Source organism: Streptomyces fagopyri, from assembly GCF_009498275.1.
In the GTDB taxonomy this organism is placed as follows: domain Bacteria; phylum Actinomycetota; class Actinomycetes; order Streptomycetales; family Streptomycetaceae; genus Streptomyces; species Streptomyces fagopyri.
In genome coordinates this window covers 7207809-7233724 of the sequence record NZ_CP045643.1, presented here as the reverse complement: position 1 = coordinate 7233724, position 25916 = coordinate 7207809, and the positions used below count along the sequence as shown (strand labels likewise).

Annotated in this window: 20 protein-coding genes and 1 pseudogene; 15 read left to right on the top strand and 6 right to left on the bottom strand. The window is 71.7% G+C overall.

The genetic code is table 11. The features are described from left to right. The first annotated feature begins 107 nt into the window (after positions 1-107). The 3 genes from GFH48_RS31250 to GFH48_RS31240 are packed head-to-tail and all read left to right on the top strand — an operon-like array spanning position 108 to position 5425. Positions 108-1904 (top strand): tetratricopeptide repeat protein, encoded by a 1797-nt coding sequence (locus GFH48_RS31250; RefSeq protein ID WP_153291445.1) that lies wholly within the window; start codon positions 108-110, stop codon positions 1902-1904. Next, entirely contained in the window at positions 1901-3718 is a 1818-nt protein-coding gene (locus GFH48_RS31245; protein WP_153291444.1) for an urease accessory protein UreH domain-containing protein, read from the top strand. Before GFH48_RS31250 ends, GFH48_RS31245 begins: the two co-directional genes overlap by 4 nt. 57 nt (positions 3719-3775) lie before the next feature. After that, the gene (locus GFH48_RS31240; RefSeq protein ID WP_153291443.1) at positions 3776-5425 is read left to right on the top strand and encodes a serine/threonine-protein kinase; all 1650 of its coding nucleotides are present in this window, start codon (positions 3776-3778) and stop codon (positions 5423-5425) included. A 6-nt stretch (positions 5426-5431) separates the two neighbouring features. On the opposite strand, the gene GFH48_RS31235 is transcribed toward GFH48_RS31240, so the two are convergent. Next, positions 5432-6238 (bottom strand): SGNH/GDSL hydrolase family protein, encoded by an 807-nt coding sequence (locus GFH48_RS31235; protein WP_153291442.1) that lies wholly within the window; start codon positions 6236-6238, stop codon positions 5432-5434. 341 nt (positions 6239-6579) lie between these two features. Between GFH48_RS31235 and GFH48_RS31230 the strand changes: the two genes are divergently transcribed. The 6 genes from GFH48_RS31230 (at position 6580) to GFH48_RS31205 (ending at position 15047) form a co-directional block, all read left to right on the top strand. Further along, positions 6580-7005, top strand: a complete 426-nt coding sequence (locus GFH48_RS31230; protein WP_153291441.1) for a hypothetical protein — start codon at positions 6580-6582, stop codon at positions 7003-7005. A gap of 1 nt (position 7006) precedes the next feature. Then, positions 7007-8101: a GNAT family N-acetyltransferase gene (locus GFH48_RS31225; RefSeq protein WP_153291440.1), complete on the top strand. Its 1095-nt coding sequence runs from the start codon at positions 7007-7009 to the stop codon at positions 8099-8101. Between the two features lie 372 nt (positions 8102-8473). Next, positions 8474-9292, top strand: a complete 819-nt coding sequence (locus tag GFH48_RS31220; RefSeq protein ID WP_153291439.1) for a glycosyltransferase family 2 protein — start codon at positions 8474-8476, stop codon at positions 9290-9292. Beyond that, positions 9289-10293: a glycosyltransferase family 2 protein gene (locus GFH48_RS31215; RefSeq protein WP_153291438.1), complete on the top strand. Its 1005-nt coding sequence runs from the start codon at positions 9289-9291 to the stop codon at positions 10291-10293. The genes GFH48_RS31220 and GFH48_RS31215 overlap by 4 nt, the downstream gene beginning before the upstream one ends. Positions 10294-10396: 103 nt before the next feature. Continuing rightward, positions 10397-11170 carry a polysaccharide deacetylase family protein gene (locus GFH48_RS31210; protein ID WP_153293201.1) on the top strand — a complete coding sequence of 258 codons (774 nt, stop codon included), beginning with the start codon at positions 10397-10399 and terminating at the stop codon, positions 11168-11170. Next, positions 11163-15047: a lipopolysaccharide biosynthesis protein gene (locus GFH48_RS31205; protein ID WP_153291437.1), complete on the top strand. Its 3885-nt coding sequence runs from the start codon at positions 11163-11165 to the stop codon at positions 15045-15047. Before GFH48_RS31210 ends, GFH48_RS31205 begins: the two co-directional genes overlap by 8 nt. 24 nt (positions 15048-15071) lie before the next feature. Here GFH48_RS31205 and GFH48_RS31200 read toward each other — a convergent pair whose 3' ends face one another. Continuing rightward, positions 15072-16493: a GH39 family glycosyl hydrolase gene (locus GFH48_RS31200; RefSeq protein ID WP_153291436.1), complete on the bottom strand. Its 1422-nt coding sequence runs from the start codon at positions 16491-16493 to the stop codon at positions 15072-15074. A gap of 215 nt (positions 16494-16708) precedes the next feature. Between GFH48_RS31200 and GFH48_RS31195 the strand changes: the two genes are divergently transcribed. Next, complete coding sequence (locus tag GFH48_RS31195) at positions 16709-17803, top strand: DUF5925 domain-containing protein (RefSeq protein WP_153291435.1); 1095 nt, start codon at positions 16709-16711, stop codon at positions 17801-17803. 289 nt (positions 17804-18092) lie between these two features. Here GFH48_RS31195 and GFH48_RS31190 read toward each other — a convergent pair whose 3' ends face one another. Further along, the gene (locus GFH48_RS31190; protein ID WP_194280727.1) at positions 18093-18461 is read right to left on the bottom strand and encodes a GntR family transcriptional regulator; all 369 of its coding nucleotides are present in this window, start codon (positions 18459-18461) and stop codon (positions 18093-18095) included. 103 nt (positions 18462-18564) lie between these two features. Here GFH48_RS31190 and GFH48_RS31185 point away from each other — a divergent pair, with 103 nt between their 5' ends. The 3 genes and pseudogenes from GFH48_RS31185 (at position 18565) to GFH48_RS39805 (ending at position 20414) form a co-directional block, all read left to right on the top strand. Continuing rightward, positions 18565-19494 carry a GNAT family N-acetyltransferase gene (locus GFH48_RS31185; protein WP_153291433.1) on the top strand — a complete coding sequence of 310 codons (930 nt, stop codon included), beginning with the start codon at positions 18565-18567 and terminating at the stop codon, positions 19492-19494. Continuing rightward, positions 19475-19969 (top strand): annotated as a pseudogene (locus GFH48_RS31180) (DUF402 domain-containing protein); the annotation flags it as partial. The gene GFH48_RS31185 and the pseudogene GFH48_RS31180, both read left to right, overlap by 20 nt. 310 nt (positions 19970-20279) lie before the next feature. After that, positions 20280-20414, top strand: a complete 135-nt coding sequence (locus GFH48_RS39805) for a hypothetical protein (protein WP_265590181.1) — start codon at positions 20280-20282, stop codon at positions 20412-20414. A gap of 34 nt (positions 20415-20448) precedes the next feature. Here the strand turns inward: GFH48_RS39805 and GFH48_RS31175 are convergent, their stop codons facing one another. The 3 genes from GFH48_RS31175 to GFH48_RS31165 all read right to left on the bottom strand — a co-directional run bounded on the left by GFH48_RS31175 (position 20449) and on the right by GFH48_RS31165 (position 24056). After that, on the bottom strand, positions 20449-20919 hold the full coding sequence (locus GFH48_RS31175; protein WP_153291431.1) for a GNAT family N-acetyltransferase: 471 nt from the start codon (positions 20917-20919) through the stop codon (positions 20449-20451). A 427-nt stretch (positions 20920-21346) separates the two neighbouring features. Further along, positions 21347-22249, bottom strand: coding sequence for an NmrA family NAD(P)-binding protein (locus GFH48_RS31170; protein ID WP_153291430.1), 903 nt, complete (start codon positions 22247-22249; stop codon positions 21347-21349). A gap of 262 nt (positions 22250-22511) precedes the next feature. Next, the gene (locus GFH48_RS31165; RefSeq protein ID WP_228121432.1) at positions 22512-24056 is read right to left on the bottom strand and encodes an MFS transporter; all 1545 of its coding nucleotides are present in this window, start codon (positions 24054-24056) and stop codon (positions 22512-22514) included. Positions 24057-24404: 348 nt separating this feature from the next. Between GFH48_RS31165 and GFH48_RS31160 the strand changes: the two genes are divergently transcribed. Beyond that, positions 24405-25043 carry a TetR/AcrR family transcriptional regulator gene (locus GFH48_RS31160; protein WP_153291428.1) on the top strand — a complete coding sequence of 213 codons (639 nt, stop codon included), beginning with the start codon at positions 24405-24407 and terminating at the stop codon, positions 25041-25043. Positions 25044-25239: 196 nt separating this feature from the next. Continuing rightward, entirely contained in the window at positions 25240-25524 is a 285-nt protein-coding gene (locus GFH48_RS31155; RefSeq protein ID WP_153291427.1) for a DUF3040 domain-containing protein, read from the top strand. Positions 25525-25916 lie beyond the last annotated feature (392 nt).

Here is a 25916-nt window from a genome sequence, read left to right as displayed (position 1 = left end):
CCCGTACCCCCCATCCCCCACGGCGCGGGCCGCGCCGCCCTCTCTCCCCCCACACACACAAACCCCCCACAAAACGTTCGTTCCCCCTAGGACCTCGAGGAGTCGGCATGTCCCCGCGTACGAACGAGAGCACGCCGGAGGGCGAACCCGGCGAGCGGTCGGTCGCCACGACGGAGCCCGATCCGGCTCCGCCGATCAGCGCGGCGAAGGATTCGCCCGCGCGGTCCGCGGCGCGGGCGCGGGCAGCTGCCGCCGACCGGACGGCTCGTACGCACGACACCTCGGCGTCCGAGGACACGACAGCCGACGACGACGTCCGCACCGCGGCCGGCACGCCGGTCGAGGGGGCGGCCGGCACGATGAGCGACGAGGCGGCCGAGGACACGGCGGGCGACGAGGCCCGCGTGGGCGACGACCAGGCCGGCACGGAGGACGCACGGGCCGGGACGGACAACGGACGGGCCGGCACCGATAGCGAACGGGTCGGCGCGGTTGGCGAACGGGTCGGCGCGGCTGGCGATCCGGACGGTTCGGGGGATGGGCGCGTCGCCGCCGTCCGGCGGGTGTCCGCGGCGGCGCGCCGTTGGCGGACCGTGCAACTCGTCGCCTGCGCGGCTTCGCTGGCCGTCGCGCTCACCGCGGGGGCCGTGGTCCTCGGGGCCGTCAGGAACGGTTCGGGCTCCACCGTCGCCGCCGCGTCGAGCGCCGTCTCCCCGCGGCTCCTCGCCGGTGGCGACCTGGACACGAGCATCACCGCGCTCCAGGCCCATCTCCGGGCCCAGCCGAAGGACTTCGGCGGGTGGGCGACACTCGGACTGGCGTACGTGGAGCAGGCCCGCACCAAGGGTGACCCCTCCCGTTACCCCCAGGCGCAGCAGGCGCTGGACCGCTCCCTGAAGCTGCGCCCCGGCAACGAGTCGGCGCTCGCGGGACGGGCCGCCCTCGCCGCGGCACGGCACGACTTCACCGGCGCCCTCACCTACGCGGACACGGTGCTGAAGGAGAACCCGTACAGCGAGCGCGCGCTGTCCTCCCGTATCGACGCGCTGGTCGAACTCGGCCGCTACACCGAGGCGTCGAAGGCCGCCGACCTGGCCGACTCGCGCCGGCCGGGCGTCCCCGTCTTCACGCGGTACGCCTATGTGCACGAGCTGCGCGGCGACGTGAAGACGGCCCGCCGGGTCCTCGAACAGGCACTCGGCACGGCGACCAGCCGGGGCGACATCGCGTACGTCGCCGGCGCGCTCGGGCAACTCGCCTGGAACCAGGGCCAGTACACGGACTCCCTCACCTATTACGCGCGGGCACTGGCCGCCGACGACACCTATCTCCCGGCGTTGGAGGGCCGTGCCCGCGCCCAGGCCGCCCGGGGCGACGACGCGGCGGCGATCAAGGGCATGGAACAGGTGGTCGAGCGCTATCCGCTGCCCCAGCCCCTCGTGGAGCTCGGCGAGCTGTACGAGGGGCGCGGCAATCCGGGCGACGCGCGGAAGGCCCACGACCAGTACGCGCTGGTGGACGCGTGGATCGCGCTCGCCCACTCCTACGGCGTCGACGCCGACCTCGACACCGCCCTCGCCGCCGCCGACCACGGTGACCGCGGGGCCGCGCTCAAAGCGGCCCGCGACGAGTGGGCCCGCCGTCACACCGTGCACACGGCGGACGCGCTGGCCTGGGCACTGCACGTCAACGGCCGCGACGCGGAGGCCCTTCCGTACGCCCGCAGGGCGACGGCCACCGGATACCGCAACGCGTCCTTCCTCTACCACCGCGGCATGATCGAGCGTGCCACCGGTCACGGGAAGGAGGCCCGCGCCTCGCTGAAGGCGGCCCTCGACCTGAACGCGGGCTTCTCCCCCCTGGGCGCCCGCGCGGCCCGCAAGGCGCTGGGGGACGACAAGTGACGCCGCGTCGGCTGTTCGCCTCGTGCGCGGCCGTGCTCACCGCCGCCTGCGCCCTCGTCCTGGTGCCCGGCGGGGCCGCGAGCGCGCATCCCCTGGGCAACTTCACCGTGAACCGGTACGACGGACTCGTCGCCGCCCCCGGAGAACTGCGCGTCGACCACGTCGAGGACCTCGCGGAGATCCCGGCCACCCAGGCGAAGCCCGACATCGAGAAGCTCGGTATGACGGACTGGGCCCGGCAGCGCTGCGAGACGGCGGCGCACGGCAGCAGGGCCCAGGTCGACGGGCGGACGGTCCCGCTCACCGTCGCCGCCGGCCAGGCGTGGTCGCGCCCCGGCCAGGCCGGCCTCGACACCCTGCGTGTCGAGTGCCGGCTGACGGCCGCGCTCCCCGAGGCGGCCACGGTGTCGCTGACCTTCCACGGCGCGGGAACCGACCGGGGACCGGGCTGGCGGGAGATCACCGCGCGCGGCGACCGGATGACGCTCACCGCGTCGGACGTACCGAGGAAGTCGGTGTCCCGCGAGCTGACCAGCTACCCCAAGGCGCTGCTCTCCTCCCCCGCCGACACCGCGACCGCCTCCCTGCGGATACGCCCCGGCGGCCCCGCCCTGACCGCGGAACGGACGGCCGCGCCCGGCGCCTCCGTACTCCCGCGCGGCGCGGACCGGTGGACAAGGGCCCTGGACAACCTGGTCGCCCGGCACGACCTCACCCTCGGCTTCGCCTCGCTGGCCCTGGTCGTCTCGGTCGGCCTGGGCGCGATGCACGCGCTCGCGCCGGGCCACGGCAAGACCCTGATGGCCGCGACGGCGGCGGCCCGGGGCGGCCGGGCGGGCCTGCGCGACGTGCTGCCGCTGGCCGCCTCGGTCACGGTCACCCACACCCTGGGTGTCGTCGCCCTCGGCCTCCTGGTGACGGCCGGCTCCGCCGCCGCGCCCTCCGTGATCGCGTGGCTGGGCATCGCGAGCGGCGTGCTGGTCACGTGCGCCGGTGTCACGCTCGTACGGCGCGCGTGGCGCGGCAGGGCACCCGGACACAGCCTCCTGCCCGGCCGAGGCCGCACACACGAGCACGCGCATGACCACGAGCACGGCCATGGTCACGACCACGACCACGACCACGACCACGACCACAGCCATGCTCACCGCCTCGACCACGAACACGGTCGCGAGCACCCGCACCGCCCCCGGCACGACCACGCCGGCCCCCGTCACGAGCACACCGAGGCGCACGAGCGCCCGCTGGTCCTCGCGCACGCCCACGCGTCCGCCGCCGCGCCGGTGCAGGACGGCGCGCACCACCCGCACAGTGCTCCGCACGAGCACCCGCACCACCCCGATCAGCACGACCACGACCACGACCACCGCCACCCGCACCCGCACCCGCACCCGCACCCGGTCAGCCGTTCCGCCTCCCCCGCCCTCGAACACACCCACGGCGGCTTCACCCACACCCACGCCGTCGCGCCCACACTCCGCGGCACGATCCTGCTGGGCTTCGCCGGCGGGCTCGTGCCCAGTCCGTCCGCCGTCGTCGTCCTGGTCGGCGCCGCGGCTCTGGGACAGGCGTGGTTCGGCCTGCTCCTCGTGCTCGCGTACGGCGTCGGGCTGGCCCTGACCCTGACCGCGGCCGGGTTCGCCGTCGTCAAGCTCGGCGGCGGGGTCAACCGGGCGCTGGCGAAGCGTCCGCGGTGGGCCGAGGGGGCGGCCGCGAGCCTGATCCGCAGGACGGCGCCGCTGGGTTCGGCGTTCGTCGTCGTAGCCATCGGGGCCGGATTGGTGTTCAAGGGGGCGGCATCCGCACTCGGTTGAGCTACTTTTGTGGAGAAATCACGCACATGCGCGACGGATACGAATGGGGGGACACCCGTGTCCGAAGAGCCTGCCGGTGAACGTGTGATCGCGGACCGCTATCGACTTCTCTCCCCTTTGGGCCAGGGCGGTATGGGGACCGTGTGGCGTGCCCGCGACGAGCTGCTGCACCGTGAGGTCGCGGTCAAGGAGGTCCGCGCGCCCGCCGGGCTCATGGGTTCCGAGGTCGAGCGGATGTACGCGCGCCTGGAGCGCGAGGCCTGGGCCGCGGCCCGGGTGCCGAACCGCAACGTGGTGACGGTGTACGACGTGGCGACACAGGACGGCCGCCCCTGGATCGTCATGGAACTCATTCGCGGGATCTCCCTCTCCGACCTCCTGGACGCGGAGGGGCCGCTCTCCCCGCGGCGCGCCGCGCACATCGGGGCCGAAGTCCTCTCCGCGCTGCGGGCCGCGCACGAGGCGGGGGTCCTGCACCGCGACGTGAAACCGGCGAACGTCCTGCTGTCGAACGACGACCGGGTGGTGCTCACGGACTTCGGCATCGCGACGGTCGAGGGCAGTTCGGCGCTGACCATGACGGGCGAGGTCATCGGCTCACCCGAGTTCCTCGCTCCGGAGCGGGCGCTCGGCCGTACGCCGGGACCGGAGTCGGACCTGTGGTCACTCGGGGTGCTGCTGTACGCGGCGGTCGAGGGCAACTCGCCGTTCCGGTACAACACCCCCCTCAACACGCTGCGCGCCATCGTCGACGAGCCGCTGCCGCCGACCCGCCGGGCGGGACCGCTGACCCCCGTGATCGAGGGGCTGCTGCGGAAGGACCCGGCCGAGCGGACGAGCGCCGCGCAGGCGGAGAGCGACCTGCGGATCATCGGCGCGGGCGGCTCACCGACCGCGGGCACCCCGGCGGCGAGTTCCCAAACGCCGACCGTCGCCGCCTTCCCGCTGCCCGCGCAGGGTCCGCCCCGCTCGGACCACAACACCGCCCGTCCGCAGGGCCCGGCGCCGGGCCGTCCGCCGTTCCCGCCCGTCCCCGACGGCCCGACCTCGACGGAGCCCGTGCGCAACCGCCGGGCGGCCGTCGCCGTGATCGCGGGGGTGGCCGCGCTCGCCCTGGCCCTGGGCGGACTGACGTACGCCCTCATGAACCACGACGGCGGCGGGGACGGCACGACCAGTTCCAGCGGCAAGGGAACCGGCGGCAGCACCGACAAGGGCGCGGGCGGCGGGAGTTCGCCGTCGAAAAGCAGCACGAGCGGTGACCCGGCGTCCGGCGGCGCCTCCCCGGCCACCTCGTCGCCCGGCGAGCGGACGAGCACGCCGCCCGCGCAGTCGGTGCGGGTGACGGTGGCGGGTGCGCACACCGACTACTCCGGGGCCTGTCCGCCGCCGGAGGCCCAGGCACCCGTCTTCACCGCGACGTTCACGGTGGGCCGGGTGCCGGCGCGGGTCGAGTACCGCTGGGTGACGGAGTCCGGCGAGGTTTCCGACCCGGGCTGGAAGACCCTGTCGTTCTCGGCGGGTGACGACAGGACCGCGCGGAGGTCGGTCGTCGTCACGACGTACGACACGAGCGGCACGTACCGGAACGCGATCGGGGTGGAGGTCCGCAGCCCGGTGCACACGACGTCCGAGTCGGTGCCGTTCACGGTCACGTGCGTGACGGAGACCCCGTCGGACGGGGCCTCCGCTTCCGCATCGCCGTAGGGCCTGTCAGGCCGCGCCGGTGAAGACCGGCAGATAGCCGCCGGAGTGGCCGGCCGCGGTCGGGTGGTACGACTCGGTGATGTTCAGCAGGTTGAGACTGTGCAGCCACGCACTGCCGGAGCAGAGCTCGTGGCCGGTGAAGGTGGTCCTGACGTCGCCGAAGGTGAAGCCGTGGTCGGCGGCGCGCTTGGCGATGGCGCTGTCCAGGTAGTCGGCGGCGCCGTTGATCGCGGCGCGCTTGGTGTCGGAGAGGCCGAGGCAGGTCGCGCCCAGCTTGTAGAACCGGGGGTAGCCGAGCACCACCACGTGCGCGGCGGGTGCTTTGGCGCTGATCGTGGAGTAGACGGTGTCGAGTTGACCGGGGAGCGTCGAGTCGACGTACGCCTTGGCGGTGGCGATCCGGGACAGACAGCCGCTGTCCGACTGGAGTACGCAGGTGGTCATGACGTCGGCGAATCCGGCGTCGTTGCCGCCGATGCTGATCGAGACGAGACCGGTGGAGGAGTTGAGCGGGGCGAGCTGGTTGGCGAGGACGTCACCCGTACGAGCGCCCGAGCAGGCCGTGAACGCGAACGACGAGGGTGAATGGGCGGCGGCCCAGAGGTAGGGGTACGACTTCGTGCTGCGCAGGCAGTCGCCGCTGGAGCTGATGTAACTGTCGGCGCCGACCCCCGAGGAGTAGGAGTCGCCGAGGGCCACATAACCGGTGACGGCCGCGGTGGGGGACGCCTGCGCCGCCGCTGCCCCGGTGAGGGCACCGCCGACGGCGAGGAGGAGTGAGGCCACGTATGCCGTAATTCGGGAACGTCTCATGGAACCTCCCTTTAGCAGGATCTCTGCCACAACTTTGGTAGCAGCTACGCGTGTTGACAGGAAGTGTCCATGCCAAAGATTTCCGCGAGGGCCGGGACCGCGGCACCGCGCTCACCGGCGGCTTCGTGATTGCATCTTCCTGTCCGCAACCAACTCGCGGCATTCCCGGCACAGTTCGTACGGGCCGGCCGACACCTTCGGAGAACACCTGCGGAACAACGCCGCCCAAGGTTTGAAATCGCCCAAGAAGCCCACCTCGGACGAACCGCGTCTTGACGTCCGCCAGCCCGCTGCGCGACATTGAAGCCCGGCATCCGGCGCTTCGGGGGGCAAAGTCGCCAATGCAGACCTTAGGCATCAAGTCACCTTCATCAGACAGCGACGCCCGGTCGGGGCAGGATCCGGGCAGGGACCTGATCCCTTTGCTCTCGGGCGCGGCGGTGGCCGTCGCGGGAGTGGGCGCGGTACTCGCGCTCGCCGACGTGGACTCCGCGCTGCGCGCCCCGTTCACGCTGTTCTTCCTGCTCGCCGCGCCCGCGGCCGCGATCGGAGCCGCGCTGCGCGGGCTGGATCCCTTCGCCCGCACGGTGGTGTCCGTCGCGGGGGCGATCGCCGTCGATCTCCTCGTCGCCCAGGGAATGCTGGCGGTGCACCGCTGGTCGGTCCCCGGCGGGATCGCGGCAGTGGCCGCGATCAGCTCCCTCGTTCTCCTGCTGGTGACGGTGGGGCGGCTGCGCGGCCGTGCCGCGAGAAGACGGACCTCCTGAAGTGGACATACGCGTGTACCGCCCCGGCGAACTGAGCACCGCCGACCGGGCGGCCTGGACGGCTTTGCAGTCGAAGGCCCATCTGAACGGCTCGCCGGAGCTGGCGAATCCCTTCCTGTCACCCGAGTTCACTCTCGCGGTGGGACGCTGCCGACGGGGCGTGCGGATCGCGGTGGCCCGCGAGGACGGCGAACCCGCGGCCTTCTTCCCGTTCCAGAGATCCACCACGGGCGTGGGACGGGCCGTCGGCCTCGGCGTCTCCGACTGCCAGGGCCTGGTGCACCGCCCCGGCTTCACCTGGGACGCCCAGGACCTGCTGCGGGAGTGCGGGCTCGCCGTATGGGAGTTCGACCATCTGGTGGAGGGCCAGCGACCGTTCGAGACGGGCGCCTCCGGCTCCTTCGCGTCACCGGTCATGGACGTCGACCAGGGCTACGAAACGTATCTGCGCCAACTGCGCGCCCGCTCGCCGAAGTTCACCCGTACCACGCTCGCCAAGGAGCGCAGGCTCGGCCGGGACGCCGGCGAGGTGCGCTACGTCCACGACGAGCGCGACCCCGCCGTCCTGCGCACCCTGATGGACTGGAAGTCCGCGCAGTACCGAAGAACCGGGCGCAGCGACCGCTTCGCGCACGCCTGGATCAACCATCTGGCGCTACAGCTCTTCCACACCCGCTCCGAGTCGTTCGCGGGCATCCTGTCCGTGCTGTACGCCGGCGGGAAGCCGGTCGCCGCACACTTCGGCCTGCGTACCGAGCGCGTCCTCGCCTGCTGGTTCCCCGCCTATGATCCGGCGTTCGCGAAGTACTCGCCGGGGCTGATCATGCATTTGCGGATGGCCGAGGCGGCGGCGGCCGACGGAATTGCCTATCTGGATCTCGGGCGGGGCCAGAAGGAATACAAGGACTCCCTCAAGACGCGGGAACTCTCCGTTTCCGAGGGGTGGGTGACCCGGCGTCACCCGGTCGCGGTCGGACACCGGGCGCGGCGCGCTCCGGTCCGGGCGCTGCGCAACATGGTGCTGTCGCGGCCGGAGTTCTTCGAGCCCGCCGACAGAATTCTCAAACGGATGGGGAAAATCCGTTCGATTCGTTAGGTAACGGCCAAACCAACAAAAACGTGAGGTCACGTTCCAGGCCTTGCCATAGAGACACAATCGTCAATATCGTCATACATCTCACCGCATCGGACCGTCATGCGTATGCGATCTAGGGGAGGGCTCAAGATCGCGCAGGACGCCCGGCGCGGAGCGCGGTAGGGGGGTGCCGTGCTCGGTGACCACACTCGTGCCGAGCCGTGCCGCGCGACCGGCTTCCGTATGTCCGAAAGCCGGCAAGCTTTGCCAGCTCACCCGGCACGCACGGAGATCCGCTCCGTCATGCCGCAAGTGAGAACCCCCCTTTCGAACCGGACAAAGAGCCGGACCGCCCAGGGGCGGGCGGTCCACCGGACGAGAGGGACCAGACTCATGAGCTCAGTCCTGCGCCCAGCCATTTCGGGCGATGATCCGTCAGCGGTCGGCAAATACCGGCCGATCTCCTCTCACCTGGCCATTGCGCCACCGGTGAGTGTGGTGATTCCCGCGATGAACGAGGCGGAGAATCTCCCCCATGTCTTCAAGACACTTCCCGGCTGGATCCACGAAGTGGTTCTTGTGGACGGCAATTCCACCGACGACACCGTCCGGGTGGCCCGCGAACTGTGGCCCGACGTCAAGGTCGTCGAGCAGCGCGGCAAGGGCAAGGGCGACGCGCTGATCACCGGGTTCGAGGCGTGCACCGGCGACATCATCGTCATGGTCGACGCGGACGGCTCGGCCGACGGCCACGAGATCGTGTCCTATGTGTCCGCGCTGGTGTCCGGGGCGGACTTCGCCAAGGGCTCGCGGTTCGCCAACGGCGGCGGCACGTCCGACATGACACCCGTCCGCAAGCTCGGCAACAGGGTCCTGTGCGCGGTCGTCAACGCCAAGTTCGGCGCCCGCTACACCGATCTCTGCTACGGCTACAACGCGTTCTGGCGGCACTGCCTGGACGAGATCGACCTCGACTGCACCGGTTTCGAGGTCGAGACCCTGATGAACATCCGGGTGGTCAAGGCGGGTCTCAAGGTGCAGGAGATTCCCAGCCACGAGTACCTCCGAATCCACGGCGCGAGCAACCTGCGCGCGGTGCGGGACGGACTGCGGGTCCTCAAGGTCATCCTCAAGGAGCGCTCCAACCGGCGCGCGCTGCGCCGCCGGCCGCACGCGTCCCAGCTCGACTCGCGCCAGGGAGAGGTGTCTTGAGCGGTCCCGACATCTCCGTGGTGGTCTGCGTCTACACCGAGGACCGCTGGGAGGACATCCTCGCGGCGGTCTCCTCGGTACGGGCGCAGTCACGGCCCGCCCTGGAGACGCTCCTCGTCGTGGACCACAACCCCACGCTGCTGGAACGGCTGAGTAGGGAGTACGAGGAGACCGAGACGGTCCGGGTGCTCGCCAACGCGGGCCCGCGCGGTCTGTCCGCCGGCCGCAACACCGGGATCGCCGCCGCGGGCGGCGCGATCATCGCGTTCCTCGACGACGACGCCGTGGCCGAGCGGGACTGGCTGCGGCACTTCGCCGCGGGGTACGCGGACCCGCGGGTCATGGCCGTCGGCGGCCGCACGATGCCCGTCTGGGCGTCGGGCCGCCGCCCGTCCTGGTTCCCCGAGGAGTTCGACTGGGTGGTGGGCTGCACGTACAAGGGCCTGCCCGAGGGCAGGGTCCAGGTCCGCAACGTCCTCGGCGGAAACGCTTCTTTCCGCCGCACCGCGTTCGACGCGGCGGGCGGCTTCGCGACCGGCATCGGGCGCGACGGCGACAAGCGTCCGCTGGGCTGCGAGGAGACGGAACTGTGCATCCGTCTCACCCGCGCCAGGCCGGACGCGATCCTGCTGATCGACGACCGCGCGGTGATCCACCACCGGGTGCCACGGGTGCGTGAGCACTTCGCGTACTTCCGCACCCGCACCTACGCCGAAGGCCTGTCCAAGGCACTGGTGGCCCGCAGCGTCGGCGCCGCGAAGGGCCTGGAGTCCGAGCGCCGGTACACCACCCGCGTCCTGCCCGCCGGAGTCGTGCGTGGCGTGCGCGACGCGGTACTGGCCCGCCCGGGTGGCGCGGGCCGCGCCGGCGCCATCGTCGCCGGGGTCCTCACCGCGGCCGGCGGCTACGTGCTCGGCAGCCTCCGGGCCCGCAGGGGTGGGGCGGTGTTCTCGGTGGTGGAGATCGGGGACGGTCCGCGGCCCGAGGAGGCGGCGGCATGAGAACAGGACCCGTGTCCGGCACGGGGCGCCACGGCGGAACGGGGCGGGCGCGCGCCCGCGCGGAAGGCGGCGCCCGGTGAGCGACTCCCCCGTACCCATCCTCATGTACCACTCGGTCGCCGCCGCGCCCAACGACGCGACGCGTGCCCTGTCCGTCGCGCCCGAGGCGTTCGCCGAGCAGATGGCACTCCTCGGGGACCGGGGATTCACCCCGGTCGGCACGGCGGAGCTGGCGGCCGGGTGGCGCCGTGGCGCGGCCCTGCCCGCCCGGCCCGTCCTGATCACCTTCGACGACGGATACGAGGGCGTGCACCGGCACGCGCTGCCCGTGCTCGCCGAACACGGCTTCGCCTCCACCCTGTTCGTCTCGACGGGCTGGCTGCGCGGGCCGTACGACACCGGGGGCGGCCTCGACACGATGCTGAGCTGGGACCAGGTACGTGAACTCGCCGCCGAGCAGGTCGAGATCGGCGGCCACAGCCACACCCACCCGCAGCTGGACCAGATCGACGACGACGCGCTCCGGTTCGAGGTGCGGCGCTGCCGGGAGATCGTCGCCGACGAACTGGGCGCCCGGCCCGGTTCGTTCGCGTACCCCTACGGATACTCCAGCCGCCGGGTGCGCCGCGCGGTGCGGGAGGCGGGCTTCGCCCAGTCCCTCGCCGTCGGCAACGCCCTGGCGCGCCGGCGGCAGGGCCCGTACGCCCTGGAGCGCGTCACCGTGCGCCGCAGCACCGATGTCGAGGAGTTCGAGCGGCTCGTCGAGGGCCGCGCGATCGCCCGCAATTTCGCCCGGGACCGCGCCCTGACCAAGGGGTACGCCATGGTCCGAAGAGCACGACAGGTCCGCCGGAAGGCCATCCGTTCCCGTGTCTGACACGACGACCACAGCACAGGCATCCTCGCCCGCGACCGAAGCGTCCGAGCAGCCGCCGGGGCGCCGGTTCCGTCTGCCCGGCCGGGGCCGCGAGGGCGGCGGCGGCAACCAGCTGTTCCGCAACGCCTACGCCCTGATGCTCAACACCGGTATCTCCGCGGTGCTCGGGCTCGGGTACTGGCTGATCGCCGCCCGCTACTACTCCGACTCGGCGGTCGGCCAGGGATCCGCTGCCATCGCCGCGATGAAGCTCCTCGCGGGTGTGACCGCGGTGACGCTGACGGGTGCCCTGGCCCGCTTCATACCGGTCGCCGGACGCTCCACGGGACGCCTCATCCTCCGCACCTACGCGGGCAGTTCGGTCGTCGTGTCACTGGCCGCCGGCCTCTTCCTGCTCACCCTGAACCTCTGGGGTCCCTCGTACCGCTTCCTGCACGGACCGCTCACCGGCCTCGGGTTCGTCCTCGCGGTCGTCGCCTGGTCGCTGCTGACGCTCCAGGACGGTGTGCTGACCGGGCTGCGCAGCGCGCTGTGGGTGCCGGTGGGCAACACGGTGTTCTCCGCGGTCAAGCTGGTCCTGCTCATCACCCTGGCCGCCGCGATCCCCACCAGCGGTGTCTTCGTCTCCTGGGTCGCCGCGATCGCCCTGTCGGTCGTGCCGCTCGGACTGCTGGTCTTCCGGCGCCTGGTGCCCCGGCACGTCAAGGCGACCGAGGACCGTGCCGAGCCGCCCTCCGTCAGGGAGATCGGCCGCTTCCTCGCGGGCGACTACACCGGCTCGCTCTTCTCGCTCGCCGTGGTCTACCTCGTCCCGGTGATCGTCGCCTCGCAGGTCAGCTCCTCCGACAACGCGTACTTCTACATCACCACCACGATCGGCGGCACGGTCAACCTGCTCGCCATCAACATGGGCGCCTCACTGACCGTCGAGGGATCGCACGACCCGGCGCGGCTCGCGATGAACACCCGGGCCGCGCTCAAGCGGATGGCCCGGATCATGCTGCCGGTGTGCGGACTGCTCTTCCTCGGCGCGCCGCTCATCCTGCGCGTCTTCGGCGAGGGATACGCGCAGGCGGCGACCCCGTTGCTGCGCTGGTTCGCGGCCGGCGCGCTGCTGCGGGTCGTCATGGAGACCTACTTCGCGGTACTGCGCGCGCAGAGCCGCACCTCCGGGCTCGCCTATCTGCAGGGCCTGTTGTGCGTCCTCGTGCTCGGCCTGACGGTGGTCCTGCTGCCCCGGATGGGGCTGACGGGCGCGGGTGTCGCGGAGATCTCCAGCCTCGCGGTGATCGTGTCGATCGCGGCACCCAGACTCTTCAAGATCGTGCGGCACGCGCCGCCCGCCGAACTGCCGCCGGGCGCGGCTCCGGACGGGGACCTCGCCGACCTCGGCGCGCGCGACGTGCCCGCGGCCGAGCCGGGCGAGCCGAAGCGCGGGCCCGCCTGGGCCCTCGACTCCGACACCCTCGCCCTCGGCATCCACGTCGACTTCGACCACCAGGAGCGCCGCCCTGACGTACGGCCGGGGCCGGGCACACCGCCCGGCGGGACACCCGCGGCGCGCCCCGATCGCCGTCCGACCTGGGCGCTGCGTCCGCGGCAGCTGCCGACGCCGGTCCTGGGGCTGCCGGTCGAGTCGCGGGAACCGGGTTCGGAGGCGTCCCTCGGTCCCGCGGAAGTCCCGGAGGCGGACGCCCCCTTCGCAACGCCCGTCGTCGACACGCCCGCCTCCGAACCGCCGTCCTCCTTCGAGACCGGGGGCACGGACAGCGCCTCCGCACCGGCGCGGGGAACCGCGCTCCCGGCCCCGGACGACCCCCGGCCGCCGGACGACTCCAAGCCGTCCCTCCGCGACCGCCTGCGGCACCCCTCCGTACCCGGTGTGCTCCTCGGCGTCCTCCTGATCTCCGCACTGCTCCTCTACTGGGTCCCGGTACTGGGTCTCGACGACACCTCCCTCGGCAGGATGGGCGGCCTCGGTCTCGTCTCCGTCCTGCCGCCGCCCACCCTCGTCGGCGCCGCGCTGCTGATCGTGGTCTTCGCCGCGCTGCTGCGGTTGAACGGCGAGCACAGAGGACTGCTGCTCGTCGCCCTGCTCGCCACCATGGTCTCGCTGCACGCGCTGCCCGCGGTGATCGAGACCGAACCGCGGTTCGCGACGGCCTGGCAGCACCTCGGGTTCCTCGACTACATCGACCGGACCGGAACGGCCGTGCCGGACCTCGACGCGCGCTGGAGCTGGCCCGGCTTCTTCGCGGCGGCCGCGTTCGTCGCCAGGGCCTGCGGTGTCGGCGACCTCACCGAGGTGATCCGCTGGTGGCCGCTGACCATGCAACTCCTTTACCTGGCACCGCTGTTCCTGCTGGTTCGCTCGCTGCGGGCGAGCTGGCGCGCCAAGTGGACCGGCATCTGGGTCTTCGTCCTGAGCGGCTGGGTCGGCCAGGACTACTTCTCCCCGCAGGGCTTCACCTATCTGCTCTACCTCGCCTTCGTGGCGGTCCTCCTGGTGTGGTTCCGGGCACCGCGCGTGCTGTGGACGAAGGCACGGCCGGGCGAGGCGGAGGTCGAGCCCGCCGACCGGCACCGGCGGGCCGTACTGCTCATGGTGCTGATCGGCCTGTTCGCGGCGAGCGTCCCCGCCCATCAGCTCACCCCGTTCGTGATGCTGGGCGTCCTCACGGTCCTCGTCCTCGTCGGCCGCTGCGAACTGCGCGGCCTGCCCATCCTGTTCGCGGTGCTGGTCTCCGTCTGGATCGGCTTCATGGCCGAGCCGTACTGGTCCGGGCACTTCAACGAACTGTTCGGCGGGGTCGGCGGGGTCGGCAGCAACGTGTCGACGTCCGTCTCCGGCCGTATCCAGGGCGGCAGTTCGACCCACAAACTCGTCCTGTACGCGCGCGTGCTGCTGGCCGGCGGTGTGCTGGCCCTCGCCTGCTGGGGCTGGTGGCGGCGGCGCGCCCACAAGTACCGCGAGCGGTCGCTGCTGGTCCTCGCCTCCGTGCCGTTCCTCGGCTTCGGCATGCAGTCGTACGGCGGCGAAATGGCGCTGCGCGTCTTCATGTTCGCCCTTCCGGGCGCGGCGCTGCTCGCCGGTCTCGCCCTGTTCCCGCGCACCGGCGTCACCGCGAAGGAGCGGGAGAAGGACCGGGGCCGCCTCGCCCCGCTCGCCGCCCTCATGGCGGGCCTGCTCCTGATGGGCGGCTTCCTGGTGGCCCGCTGGGGCAACGAGTCGTTCGAGCGGATCAGGCCGGGCGAGGTCGCGGCCATGACGTACGTGTACGCGCACGACGACCCGACCGTTCGGCTGCTGTGGCTGAGCAACGACACCGTGAACAACGTGACGCCCGCGATGCCGTGGGGCGCGAAGGACATGGAGAAGGTGCGGTACGTGCCCACGCTCGCGCCGACCGATCCGGTCCTGGTGTCGGGTCTGGTCAAGTCCCTGAAGGACGCGGGCCCGAACTCGTACCTCATGGTCAACCGCAGTCAGGTGGTCTACCTCCAGATGGACGTCGGCTATCCGGCGGCCTGGCCGGCACGGCTCCTCCGCAGCCTCGACGACCGGCGGGACCTCAGGAAGGTCCTCGTCAACGGCGACGCGACGGTGTACACGCTGCGCGAGCAGCCCGGGGGGAACGTCCCGAAGGCCGATCCGGGGCCGATCGGTCCGCAGGTGACCTGGACGCCGTGGTCGGTCGTCGGCGCCCTGGCGGCCGTGGCGCTCATCGTGATGCTGACCGCGCGGGAGATCGTCCGGGTCGCGGTGCGGCCGGGCGTGCGGCAACTGCGGTGGCTGCAGAGCGGTTTCTGGTTCTCGCTGCCGCTGCTGGCGGTGTTGCTGGCCGCACTGGTGCAGCGGTTCCTGACCATGAAGTGACGGGGCCGCGGGGCGTGGAGCGGCTCACCGGGTGAGCCACTTCACCCCGTACGCCCCCATGGTGAACCTCCGGCCGTCGACGCGCGCGCTGATCGGCCGGTCCTGGGTGTTCACCACGAGGACGGCCTGGTCGGTGGCGAGGACGCGCACATTGGGCACGTCGTCGGCGGCGACGGACACCGTCTCGTACCTGGCTCCCGGTCCGAACGCCGTGTCGAAGCGGGAGAGCAGATCGAGCATGGGCAGCGCCGCGCCCCCGGCGGCGCCGTCGGTCGGCGTCCACAGGCAGCCCGCGCACCCGGATCCCTTCTCCTCCTCCGGGTTCCAGTAGAAGCCGGAGGTGGCACCGCCGCGGGCCATGGCGATCAGCCCGGCGGCCTGGACGGCGACGCGGTGGGTCTCGGACCAGCCCTTGCGGTCGTCGTCGCCGTCGGCCGGTTCGACGTAGTACTCGGCCCACCAGAGCGGCAGGCCGTGCGTCCGCGCCCGCACCCACTCGCTGACGGCCGTGAGTTTCCCGGTGGCCGCGAACTCGTCGGGCAGCGCGTCGTCGTCCTTGGTGTAGCTGGAGCCGTCGACGACGACGAAGTCGGCGCCCGCCCTGTGCTTGTTCCAGTAGTCGAACGCGTCGAGGACGCGCTGGTCCATGGCGCCCCAGGTGCCCTTCACGGTCGTGGACGCGTTCTCCTTCTGGCGCGGGTCGAAGCTGTCCATGACGAGGTAGGGCCCGCCGACCATGATGTCCTTGTCGACCTTCTTCAGCGCCTTGTACACCAGGTTGTAGAGCTCCGTGTAGCCCTCGTAGTCCCAGCGGCCCTCGGCGTTGTTCCAGAAGCCCTTGAACTCGTTCCAGACGATGAAGTGGCGTACGTCCGGGTAGCGCTTGGCGACGGTCGCGGCGAGCGCGGCGAAGTCCTTGAAGTGGGCGCGGTCCGGCGCGGTCTCCAGGGACGCCTGGCTCCAGTCCGTGTGGTCCGCGCCCGCCCTGCCGCCCTTCATCCAGTCCGGCGAACAGCACAGGGTGACGATCGGGGTGCCGCCGGTCCTGCGGACGAAGTCGATGCGCCGGTCCATCTCGGTGAAGTCGTACCGGCCCCTGGAGGGCTCGGGATTGCCGGCGCCCCAGCCCATGATGTGCTGGTTCTGCGGCAGCGACCGCTTCTCCAGCAGCCCCTCGACACGCCCGGTCGCCGCGTCGCTGCCCTCGTCGGCGCTGAACTGGGTGTGGGTGAAGCCCCAGCCCACCGCCGGCCGCAGTGTACCGGGCGGGGTGACAGGTGTGCCGTGCACCTTGTCGCCGTCACGGGTCGTGCCCGCGGTGCTCGCGCCGTCCTTCGGCAAGGTGTTGAGCAGCGTCACCAGCAGGGCCAGAGCGGTCACTCCCACGCCGAGGAGCGCGGTCAGCCGCCACCGCCGTGCCCCCGAATTCCACCCATGACGTCCCATCATGGGCAACAGTAACGGCGCGGATCGGTAGCCGGACAGAGTTCGTGGACCCACAGGATTGCCACATTTTCCGGGGCGGCGGCGCCCGCGGCGCCGCGGCGGACGGCCGGCCGTGCGGCCGGAAGGCGGCTGAACTGCGCCTCGTCCAGGCGAACACCGGCAACAGGCTGCGGAAATCCCGTGCGCGGGTCCCCTTGGTGACGGATCATGGCGGCATGTCTGGCAACCCACACGACGCACTGCCGATCCGGCTCAACGTCGACGACAGCGACTCTCCGTCGGATGTCGTCGACGCGCTGTTCCTCGGCCGCTTCGCGACGGGCGAGCAGCCTCACTCGCACGCGGCGAACATCGACCGGGTACGGTCCGGGGCGACCCTGCTCCCACCGAATGCCCGTGTGCTGCGCTCGGCCCGCGACGACGACCGGAGCGCGACGCTGGCGGAGGGGGACGGCTGGACCCTGCTGGTGTCCCGCTGGAACCGGGGCGCGGACATCACGGTCACCGCGACCAGCGCCGAGCTGGCCGAGAAGGTCCTCGACCAGGCGACGGACGGCGCGGCGGACGAACCCGAACCCCAGCCCGAGAACGTGACGATGGGCTTCTGGTACGTGTCCCCCCGCCGCGGCCCGCACCGCACCACGCGGCAGATCTCCGCGGGCACGTGGGAGGAGGTCCGGCCGAACTACACCGGCCCGGTCGCCGACGCCATGGACACCCTGATGAAGACGACCCCGGAGGACATCGCGGGCCGGCTCCTGCTGCTGCACGGCCCGCCCGGCACCGGCAAGACGTCCGCGCTGCGGACCCTGGCCCGCTCCTGGCGGGACTGGTGCCAGGTGGACTGCGTCCTGGACCCCGAGCGGCTCTTCTCCGACGTCGGCTATCTGATGGACATCGCGATCGGCGAGGAGGACGCCACGGGCAAGGGCCGCTGGCGGCTGCTCCTGCTGGAGGACTGCGACGAACTGATCCGCGGCGAGGCGAAGCACACCGCGGGTCAGGCACTCTCGCGCCTGCTCAACCTCACGGACGGCCTCCTCGGCCAGGGACGCAATGTCCTGGTGGGGGTCACCACGAACGAGGACCTGGAGCGCCTCCACCCCGCCGTGGTGCGCCCCGGCCGCTGTCTCGCCCGGATCGAGGTCGGCCCGCTCACCCGCTCCGAGGCCGTCGGCTGGCTCGGCACGGAGGAGGGCATCTCACGCGAGGGCGCCACGCTGGCCGAGCTGTACGCGCTCCGCCGGGGCACCACCCCGACATCGGTCCCGGACCCACGGGACGGCGCGGACGCGGGGCTGTACCTGTAGGCGTCCCGGGGCGGGGGAACCCGGTTGCCCGCGGAAGGCGGGTGCCCGGGAAACCCGGGTGGGGCGTCGGGGGACATACGCCCTGCCCGTGCCGGCCGTGCTGCCCGTACTGACCTGAGAGAGGTTGTCCGCCCTTTCGCGTCGGATCAGCCGGCCGGGTCCGGCGCGGTGCGCCGCGTCGCGTCGAATTCCCGCGTACGACCATGCCCGGACGATCCCGCAAACGGGGCGAGCCCACGGTGCCGGGCAGGGCCGACCCGGCCCGGGGGCACCTGTCCCGGCCCGGGGGTCAGTCCTCGTAAGCCGCCCGCAGGGCATCCCGTACGGCGTCGAGCGCGGCGGACTCGGTCAGGGCGAGGCGCCGCACCCGCTCGGCGTAGGCCTGAGCGGCCGTCGCGGCCTCGCGCTCGGCCGCCGAACCGGCGGCGGCCACGAACGTGCCGTTGCGGCCCCGCGTCTCGATCACCCCGTCCGCCTCCAGAGCCCGGTACGCCTTGGCGACCGTGTTCGCGGCGAGACCGAGCTCCTCGGCCAGCCCCCGTACCGTGGGCAGTTTGTAGCCGACCGGGAGCGCCCCGGAACGGACCTGCCCGGAGATCTGGGCGCGCACCTGCTCGTAGGGCGCGGCCCCCTCATCGATATGGATCTTCAGTGTCACGCGCCGATTGTCCCGTACCCGCGGGCTGATGAGAGGTACCGGAGCGGAGGCAGCGGAAAAATGAGAGGTGACCGGGCCCCTCCCGCACGTAGCGTGCGAGTCCATGACTGTGATCGTCGACGACCTCCGCCCCGACGACCGGCGGCAGACCGAGGGCTTCGCCCGTGTCCGCGACCGGGCGCTCCCCTACATGCTGCACACCCCCCACTCCCTCGCGTACGACATCACCCACGCGCATCCCGACGCCCACTACCGCCCGCTCGTCGCCGAACTGGACGGCGAGGTGGTCGGAACCGCCCAGGTCGGCATCGCGTACGACAGCGTGGAGCCGGGCCAGGGCTACCTCAACGTGTACGTCGACCCGGGCCGTACGCGCCGGGGCGCGGGCTCGCTCCTGGTGCGCGCCGCCGAGCGGCACCTCGCGGCCCTCGGCGCGACCAGACTCCTCTCCTGGGTCCTGGACGAGCCGGACAACCGTGCGTTCGCCGAACGGCACGGCTACCGCCCCAGCCGCTCGGCCCACTTCCTCCGGCTGGACCTGGCGGGCGGCACCCTGCCGCCGCGCCAGGACCCGCCGCCGGGCGTGGAACTGCGTCCGGCGGCGCACTTCGCCGACGACCCGCGCCCGCTGTTCGCCCTGGACGCGGAGACGTCGACCGACGAACCCGGCGACATCCCGCACGAGTTCACGGACTACCAGGCCTGGCTGCGGGAGACCTGGCACCACCCCCTGTTCAGTGCCGAACTGACCACGGTCGCGCTCGTCGACGGCCGCCCGGCGGCCTTCAGCGCGGCCCGCACGGACGGCGGCACCCGCTACGGCACCGTGATGACGGGCACCGCCGCCGCGTTCCGCGGTCGCGGCCTCGCCAAGCTCGCCAAGAACGACTCCCTGCACCGTGCCCGCGCCGCCGGTTTCGCGGAGGCGTTCACCGGCAACGACAGCGGCAACGGGCCGATGATCGCGATCAACAAGTGGTTCGGGTACGAGATCTGCGGCACGGAGGTGCGTCATGTCCGCGAACTCGGCTGACGGGCCCCGCCGTCTGGACGTCGTCCTCGTCAAGTCCGGCCGTACGAAGATCCGTTACCCGGCCGAGCTGCTCCACGACGACGGCACCCGGGTCACCGTCCGCGCGCCGTGGGCGGCCGACGGCGTCCGTGACTTCGGCTTCGTACGGTTCGAGCCGGGTGATGTCCTCACCGAGCACTACTGGCGGGACCGCTGGTACGCGGTGAAGGAGGTCCGTGACGCTCGGGGGGTGCGCAAGGGCTGGTACTGCGACATCACCCGCCCGGCCGTCATCTCGGGCGGCGAGCTGGTCGTCGAGGACCTCGACCTGGATCTGTGGCGCTCGGCGGACGGTACGGACGTCCGGCGACTCGACGAGGACGAGTTCGCGGCCAGTGGCCTCGCGACCAGTGATCCGGTGGCCGCGGCCGCCGCGCTCGCAGCCCTCGACGCCCTGGAGCTCCTGGCCCGCCGGGGCGACTTCGAGACCCTGCTCGGCCAGGCCGCACCCACCACGAGCGCCGGACAGGTCATGCCCTCGCGTGACCGCTCGGACGCGCTCCGTGACGACCGCGCATCCGACACGGGGAATTAGCGCACGGTTTGCGTGGTTCCTTCCAACGGTGATCGAACGCCGCCGCGACTTTGATCCGTACCGCCGTAACCCCTCAGCGGCCCAGGTGACACCGACCACTGACAGTCAATCGTGATACTCGCCACAGACAGATCGCGACCGATGAGGAACTCTCCCCGAAAGGGTCTACCTCCGTACAACGACGGAATCGGGTAGACGCAAGGAGGCAGCCATGCGCCGTGTGACCGTGCAGAAGCCCCTGAGCAAGTCGGACTCCCGCCGTGCGCGGGACAGGGCGGACGAGCGTCCGGCCGAACGCCCCGAGGTGCGGAAGGACATCCACCGCACGTGGTGGCCGGACGAATGAGCCGCCCCGGCGCGGGGCCCAGGAACGGAAGCCGTCAGACCAGCCGCTTGCGGTAGTGCACGCGGTCGTACGGGCCGTCCACGCGACGCTCGACGACTTCGTAGCCGTACTTCGGGTAGATCTTCCGGTTCTCCCACATCATCGCGTTCGTGAAGAGCCTCACCTCGGGCAGCCCGAGCTCCCGCGCGTATGCCTCCACGAACACCAGCAGCCGTCGCCCGACGCCCGTCCCCCGGGCGTCGGGGTGGACGGCGATGCTGTCGAGGTACAGATACTCCTCGTACGCCTCCACCACCACGAGCCCCGTCACGGACCCCCCGGGCCCGTCCGCGACGAACACCCGCCCCGCGGCCACGTTCGCCGCGTGGTCCGCCTCCATGGGCTGCGGCACGACGCCGATCCGCGCGATGTAGGGGTGATACGCCGCGTCGGTCACGGCCCTGACCGCGCCCACGTCCGAGGCGACGGCGCGACGGATCGCGCTCTCGTCCGAAGTCTCTGCCACGGCCCGAACGGTACCTTTCCCGAACGGAACCTCTCCGATCACCGGGGACGACGCGTTCACACGTCACCTCCCGCCCCCGTCCCCGCCCTCACGGCCGCCCGTCATCGGCATGCGTTCAGCGACTGATCGGTCACGGTACGTCGTGGCACGGAGCGGAACCTCAACGGACCACGGCGCACCACCGACCCGGCCCGGACAGGGAGACCGACCGGCCGTGCCGGCGACGGGCCGCTGCGTCGAGCGGTCCCCGACCCCGGAGGCGAGGGTGAACCCCGGGGCGCCCAGGGCGAGATGAGTACGACCTCATGTCCCTGGGCGTCCCTAGGACCCGTCGGCTGACCGGCCCTGTCGTCGTCTCACCCCACCACGGATGAATCGATCACCGTCCGCGCGGGTGACGGCCCGGCCGAGAGGACTCCCGGGCGGTTCAGCCCAGGTAGAAGTCCTTTCGGGCGGTGACGAACGCCTCGATGGACCGCGCGGGCGTGCCCGTCACGCGCTCGACACCGTCGGCGGTGCGGTTGTACCGGTCGTCCCGGTGCAGCCGGGCCATGGTGGCGACGTGCTGTTCGAGGTGCGGGGGCATCCCCAGCTTCGGGAGGTGGGCCTCCCACCGCTCCGGAGGCATGTCCACATAGGACACCGGCCTTCCCAGCGCCCGGGAGAATTCCGCGGCCAGCTCCGTCATGTCGACCGAGCGCGGCCCGGTCAGTTCGTAGACCCGCCCCACGTGGGGCGCCGGATCCCGGAGCACGGTGGCGACGACCCGGGCGACGTCGTCCACGGCGACCGGCGAGGTGCGTCCGGCGCCGAACGGCAGCGCGATCGTGCCGTTCTCCTGAATCGACAGCGCCGCCATCATGGTGAACAGCGGAGTGTCCAGGAACACCGTCGGCCGGATGTGAACCACGGGCAGGCCGGACCAGTTCAGCACCTGCTCCGTCAGCCAGTGCAGCCGCTGCTGGTGCGACTCCTCCGTGCTGGTGGCGGTCATCTGCGACACCGTCATCTGGGACAGGTCGACCAGGGCCTCCAGCTTCCCGTACTCCTTCGCGGCGGAGGCCACCACGGTCGCCGCCAGCAGCTGGTCCGGCGACACACGCATCCCGAAGTACATCCGCGCCACGCCCTCCAGCGCGGCCGCTACCGTCTCGGGCCTGGTCAGGTCACCGATGACGACTTCCGCGCCCAGCGCGCGCAGCTCAGCGGCACGCTCGTCGTCGCGGCGGACCATGAATCGCACCGGCACATCCTGAGCACGCAGGTGCTCGAAGACCGTGCGGCCCACGCCGCCGGCACCGGGAATGAGAACAAGGTTGTCGGCAACCATCGGGCGATCTCCTTCGCATTCGAAAGCATGGGAAATATCTGAGTCGAGGTGTGGTCAGGGCGAAGACGGAGCCGTCGGCAAGGACTTGGCCCCCGTGATGTCACCGCGGGTCCGTGTGGCGGCCTCACGTGTCGTGGCGGCGCTTCGAGCGGCCGCAGTACGGTCTCGATGACGGCGGTTCCGGCGACGACACCGCGGGATCGTGCCCGGCAGGCGGTCGCCTCGGGTGTCTCGCGGGCGTGGTTCGTGATCACCGTCGGGCTCAGCGGGTCCGGCGCCGGGACGTGGCACCGCCGGCGGCCGGGGCTGCGTCCTTGCCCGGCAGGAAGACCAGGACGACGACCGCGCCGACCAGGGCGACGGCCGCGGACCCTGCCGCGGTGATGTGCATCGCGTGGATGAAGGCGTCGTGCGCGGGCTGCACCAGGGACCTGCCCGCCGGTCCCAGTTTCTCGGCGACGGCAAGCGTCGCCTGGACGGACTCGCCCGCGGCGTGCCGCTCGGAGCCGGGCAGGACGCCCAGCCGGTCGCCGATGCCGTCGCGGTAGGTGGTGGACAGCAGTGATCCGAGCACGGCGATGCCCATCGCCCCGCCGACCTGCCGGAAGGTGTTGTTGACCGCGGATCCGGAGCCGGCCTTCTCCCGCGGCAGCGACGACATGATCATGACGGTGGCGGGCGGCATCACATGGGCCATCCCCGTGCCCATCAGGAAGAACAGCACCTCCAGCACCCAGATGGGGGTGTCCTGGCCGAGCAGCAGGAAGCCGGCGAAGGCCACGGCGGTCAGGACGAGACCCGCGGCGCACACGGCCCGTGCGCCGAAGCGGTTGACGACCAGCCGGGCCCGCGGGGCGAAGAACATCTGGGAGACGGCCAGCGGCAGCACGAGCAGTCCGGACTGCAGGACGCTGTAGCCGCGCACGCTCTGGTTGTAGAAGACGCTGAAGAACGTGACACCCATGAGCGCGAAGAAGACCAGGCCGATGGCGGCCACGGAGGCGGAGAACCGCCGGTTGCGGAAGTAGGCGACGTCGAGGGCCGGATGGTCGCTGCGGGCCTCGTACACCACGAAACCGGCGAGGACCGCCAGGCCGCCCAGGATCGTCGCCCACGCCTCGGGCCGGGTGAAGTCGCCCAGCTGGCCGCCCTTGATGATGCCGTAGACCAGCACCGCCAGACCGACGATCGACAGCAGCACGCCGACCGGGTCGAGCCTGCCGGGCCTGGGGTCCTTGGAGTCGGGGACGATCGCGACCATCGCGACCATCGCGGCGATCACGATCGGCACATTGACCAGGAAGACCGAGCCCCACCAGAAGTGCTCCAGCAGGACGCCGCCGGCGATGGGGCCGGCGGCTATGGCGAAACCGACCACACCGGTCCAGATGCCGATGGCCTTGGGCTGCTCCTCGGGCTCGAAGACGTTCATGATGATCGCGAGGGTGGCGGGCAGGATGAACGCGCCGCCGAAGCCCATCACGGCGCGGAAGGTGATGAGCTGCCCGGAGGAGTCCGACAGCGCGGACAGCACGGACCCCACACCGAACACGGCCATGCCGAGGAGCAGCACCTTCTTGCGGCCGAGCCGGTCGCCCAGCAGACCCGCGGTGAAGAGCAGTCCGGCGAAGACCAGCGTGTAGGAATTCACCGCCCATTCCAGCTGGCTCTGGGTCGAGCCGAGTCCGGCGGGCGCGGGCTGGGCGATGGTCTTCATCGCCACGTTGAGGATCGAGTTGTCCAGCATCACCACCAGGAGACTGAACGCGAGCACCGCCAGGATGGCCCAGCGCCGGCGGTGGACCACCTCGGAAACCCTTCGCCGCCCGTCGGGCGGCGCGGGTGTCGTGGACTGCGCGGGTGTCGCGGACGGCGCGGGTGTCGCGGACGGCGCGGGTGTCGTGGACTCCGCGGGTGTCGTGGACTCCGCGGGTGTCGTGGACTCGGCGGGAGTGGGTGGTGATGCCACGGGCGTCTCCAGTGCTGTCGATGGTTCTGCGGTTGCCGGGCGGGGCCGCCGGCCTCGGACGGCGGGAGGCGGCCCGGGGCCCGGCCCGATCCGCGGGTGGCCTCGCCGACAAAATAGATGTCGTCGTCAGACTAAACACGGGATAGAATAGATGCCAAGCGACAGTTATCCGGGGAGAGTGATTCCGTGGGCCGTGTGTCCAGGGCGCAGGCGCAGGAGAACCGGCAGTACGTGGTGGCCACCGCTTCCCGGCTGTTCCGCGAGAAGGGCACCGCGGTCAGCATCGCGGACCTGATGACGGCCTCCGGGCTCACCCACGGCGCCTTCTACAAGCAGTTCGCCTCCAAGGAGGAACTGGTCGACGAGGCCATCACGCACGCCTTCGAGGATCCGTCGGCACACTCGCCGGCCGGCCCGGAGGAGCCCTCCGGGGACCACGAAGCCGCCCGCCGCACGCTGATCGAGCAGTACCTCTCGGTCTGGCACCGCGATCACGCCGGGGACGGCTGCCCCGTCTCCGGGTTCGCCACGGACCTTGGGCGCGAACCCGACCAGGGCGCCCGCTCGCAGCACGTCTACATCAACGGCGTACGGAACCGGGCCGCCCGGCTGGCCACCGGTGACGACGACGGCATGGCCCAGCTCTGCACCATGGTCGGCGCACTCGTCCTCGCCCGCGCCACCCGGGACGACCCGATCTCCGAAGAACTGCTGCGGGCCGCGCGCACGGCCCTCACCACGAGCGACTCCGAGCGGACCGCACCGGAGCACCGCACGGACCGACCGAGGCGGACCGACCGGGACGGGCTGACCGAGGCGGGCTGACCGGGGCGGGCCGCGGATGCCCTGTTTCTCGCCGGCAGGGCGACTTCACGCGACGCGCGGCAGACGTCACGGTACGTCGCACTCCGTGATGGGCGGTACCGGATTATGGGTGCCGAGCCCGATGGTTCTGCCCCGGTACCGCATGCAATGGTGACATTGATCCCATTCGGCCCTCTGGTTCCCGGGAGGAGGACTCATGACGCCCCCCGTCATCAATCCACGGGAAGACCTCGAAACGCAGACCCGGCAGAGCGACACTCCATTTGCCCGGGGTCCGCAGACAGGGCACCCGCGCCGGCCTTGCGCGTATCGGCGACGGCGCGGTACGGCCTGGTCCCTGCTGGCCCTTTCCATAGTGATGCTGATCACCGGCATGGTGCTGCCGCAGGGTCTGCTCGTTGCGGCCGGTCTGGTCGCCACAGGATTGGCGGCGCATTTCCTCACGCCGCCGAGCGGCGCAGACCGTCCTCGCCTCCCCTGAGGCTGGAGGGCATGAAGAGGAACCTCGACGGTTCGCATGAGGCGGTCCTCGAAGCCTGCGTCACGCAGATCGCCGACGAGACAGAGTGCCCCGATGCCGCTCCAGTCGCCGCGGCTCGCGTCGGTGGACGGCACGGCATGTCCGCCCAGGACGGCTGTCGTTGACGGGCATCGGTCGCGGGTTCCGTACAGCCGACGGCCGGGGGCGAGGGTCCCGGCCGCTCTCTGGCTTCGGAGGCCCAGCTCACCCCGGGCCACGAGAGCCTGCCCGGCGCCTGACGATGAGACAGCGGGCGAGGACTGTTCGGCCGGCCGCCGATCACGCGGAACGGCGCGCAGAGGCCGAATAGCCCACTGCGCGCCGTCAAGCTCTACATCAGTCGGTGACCGGCC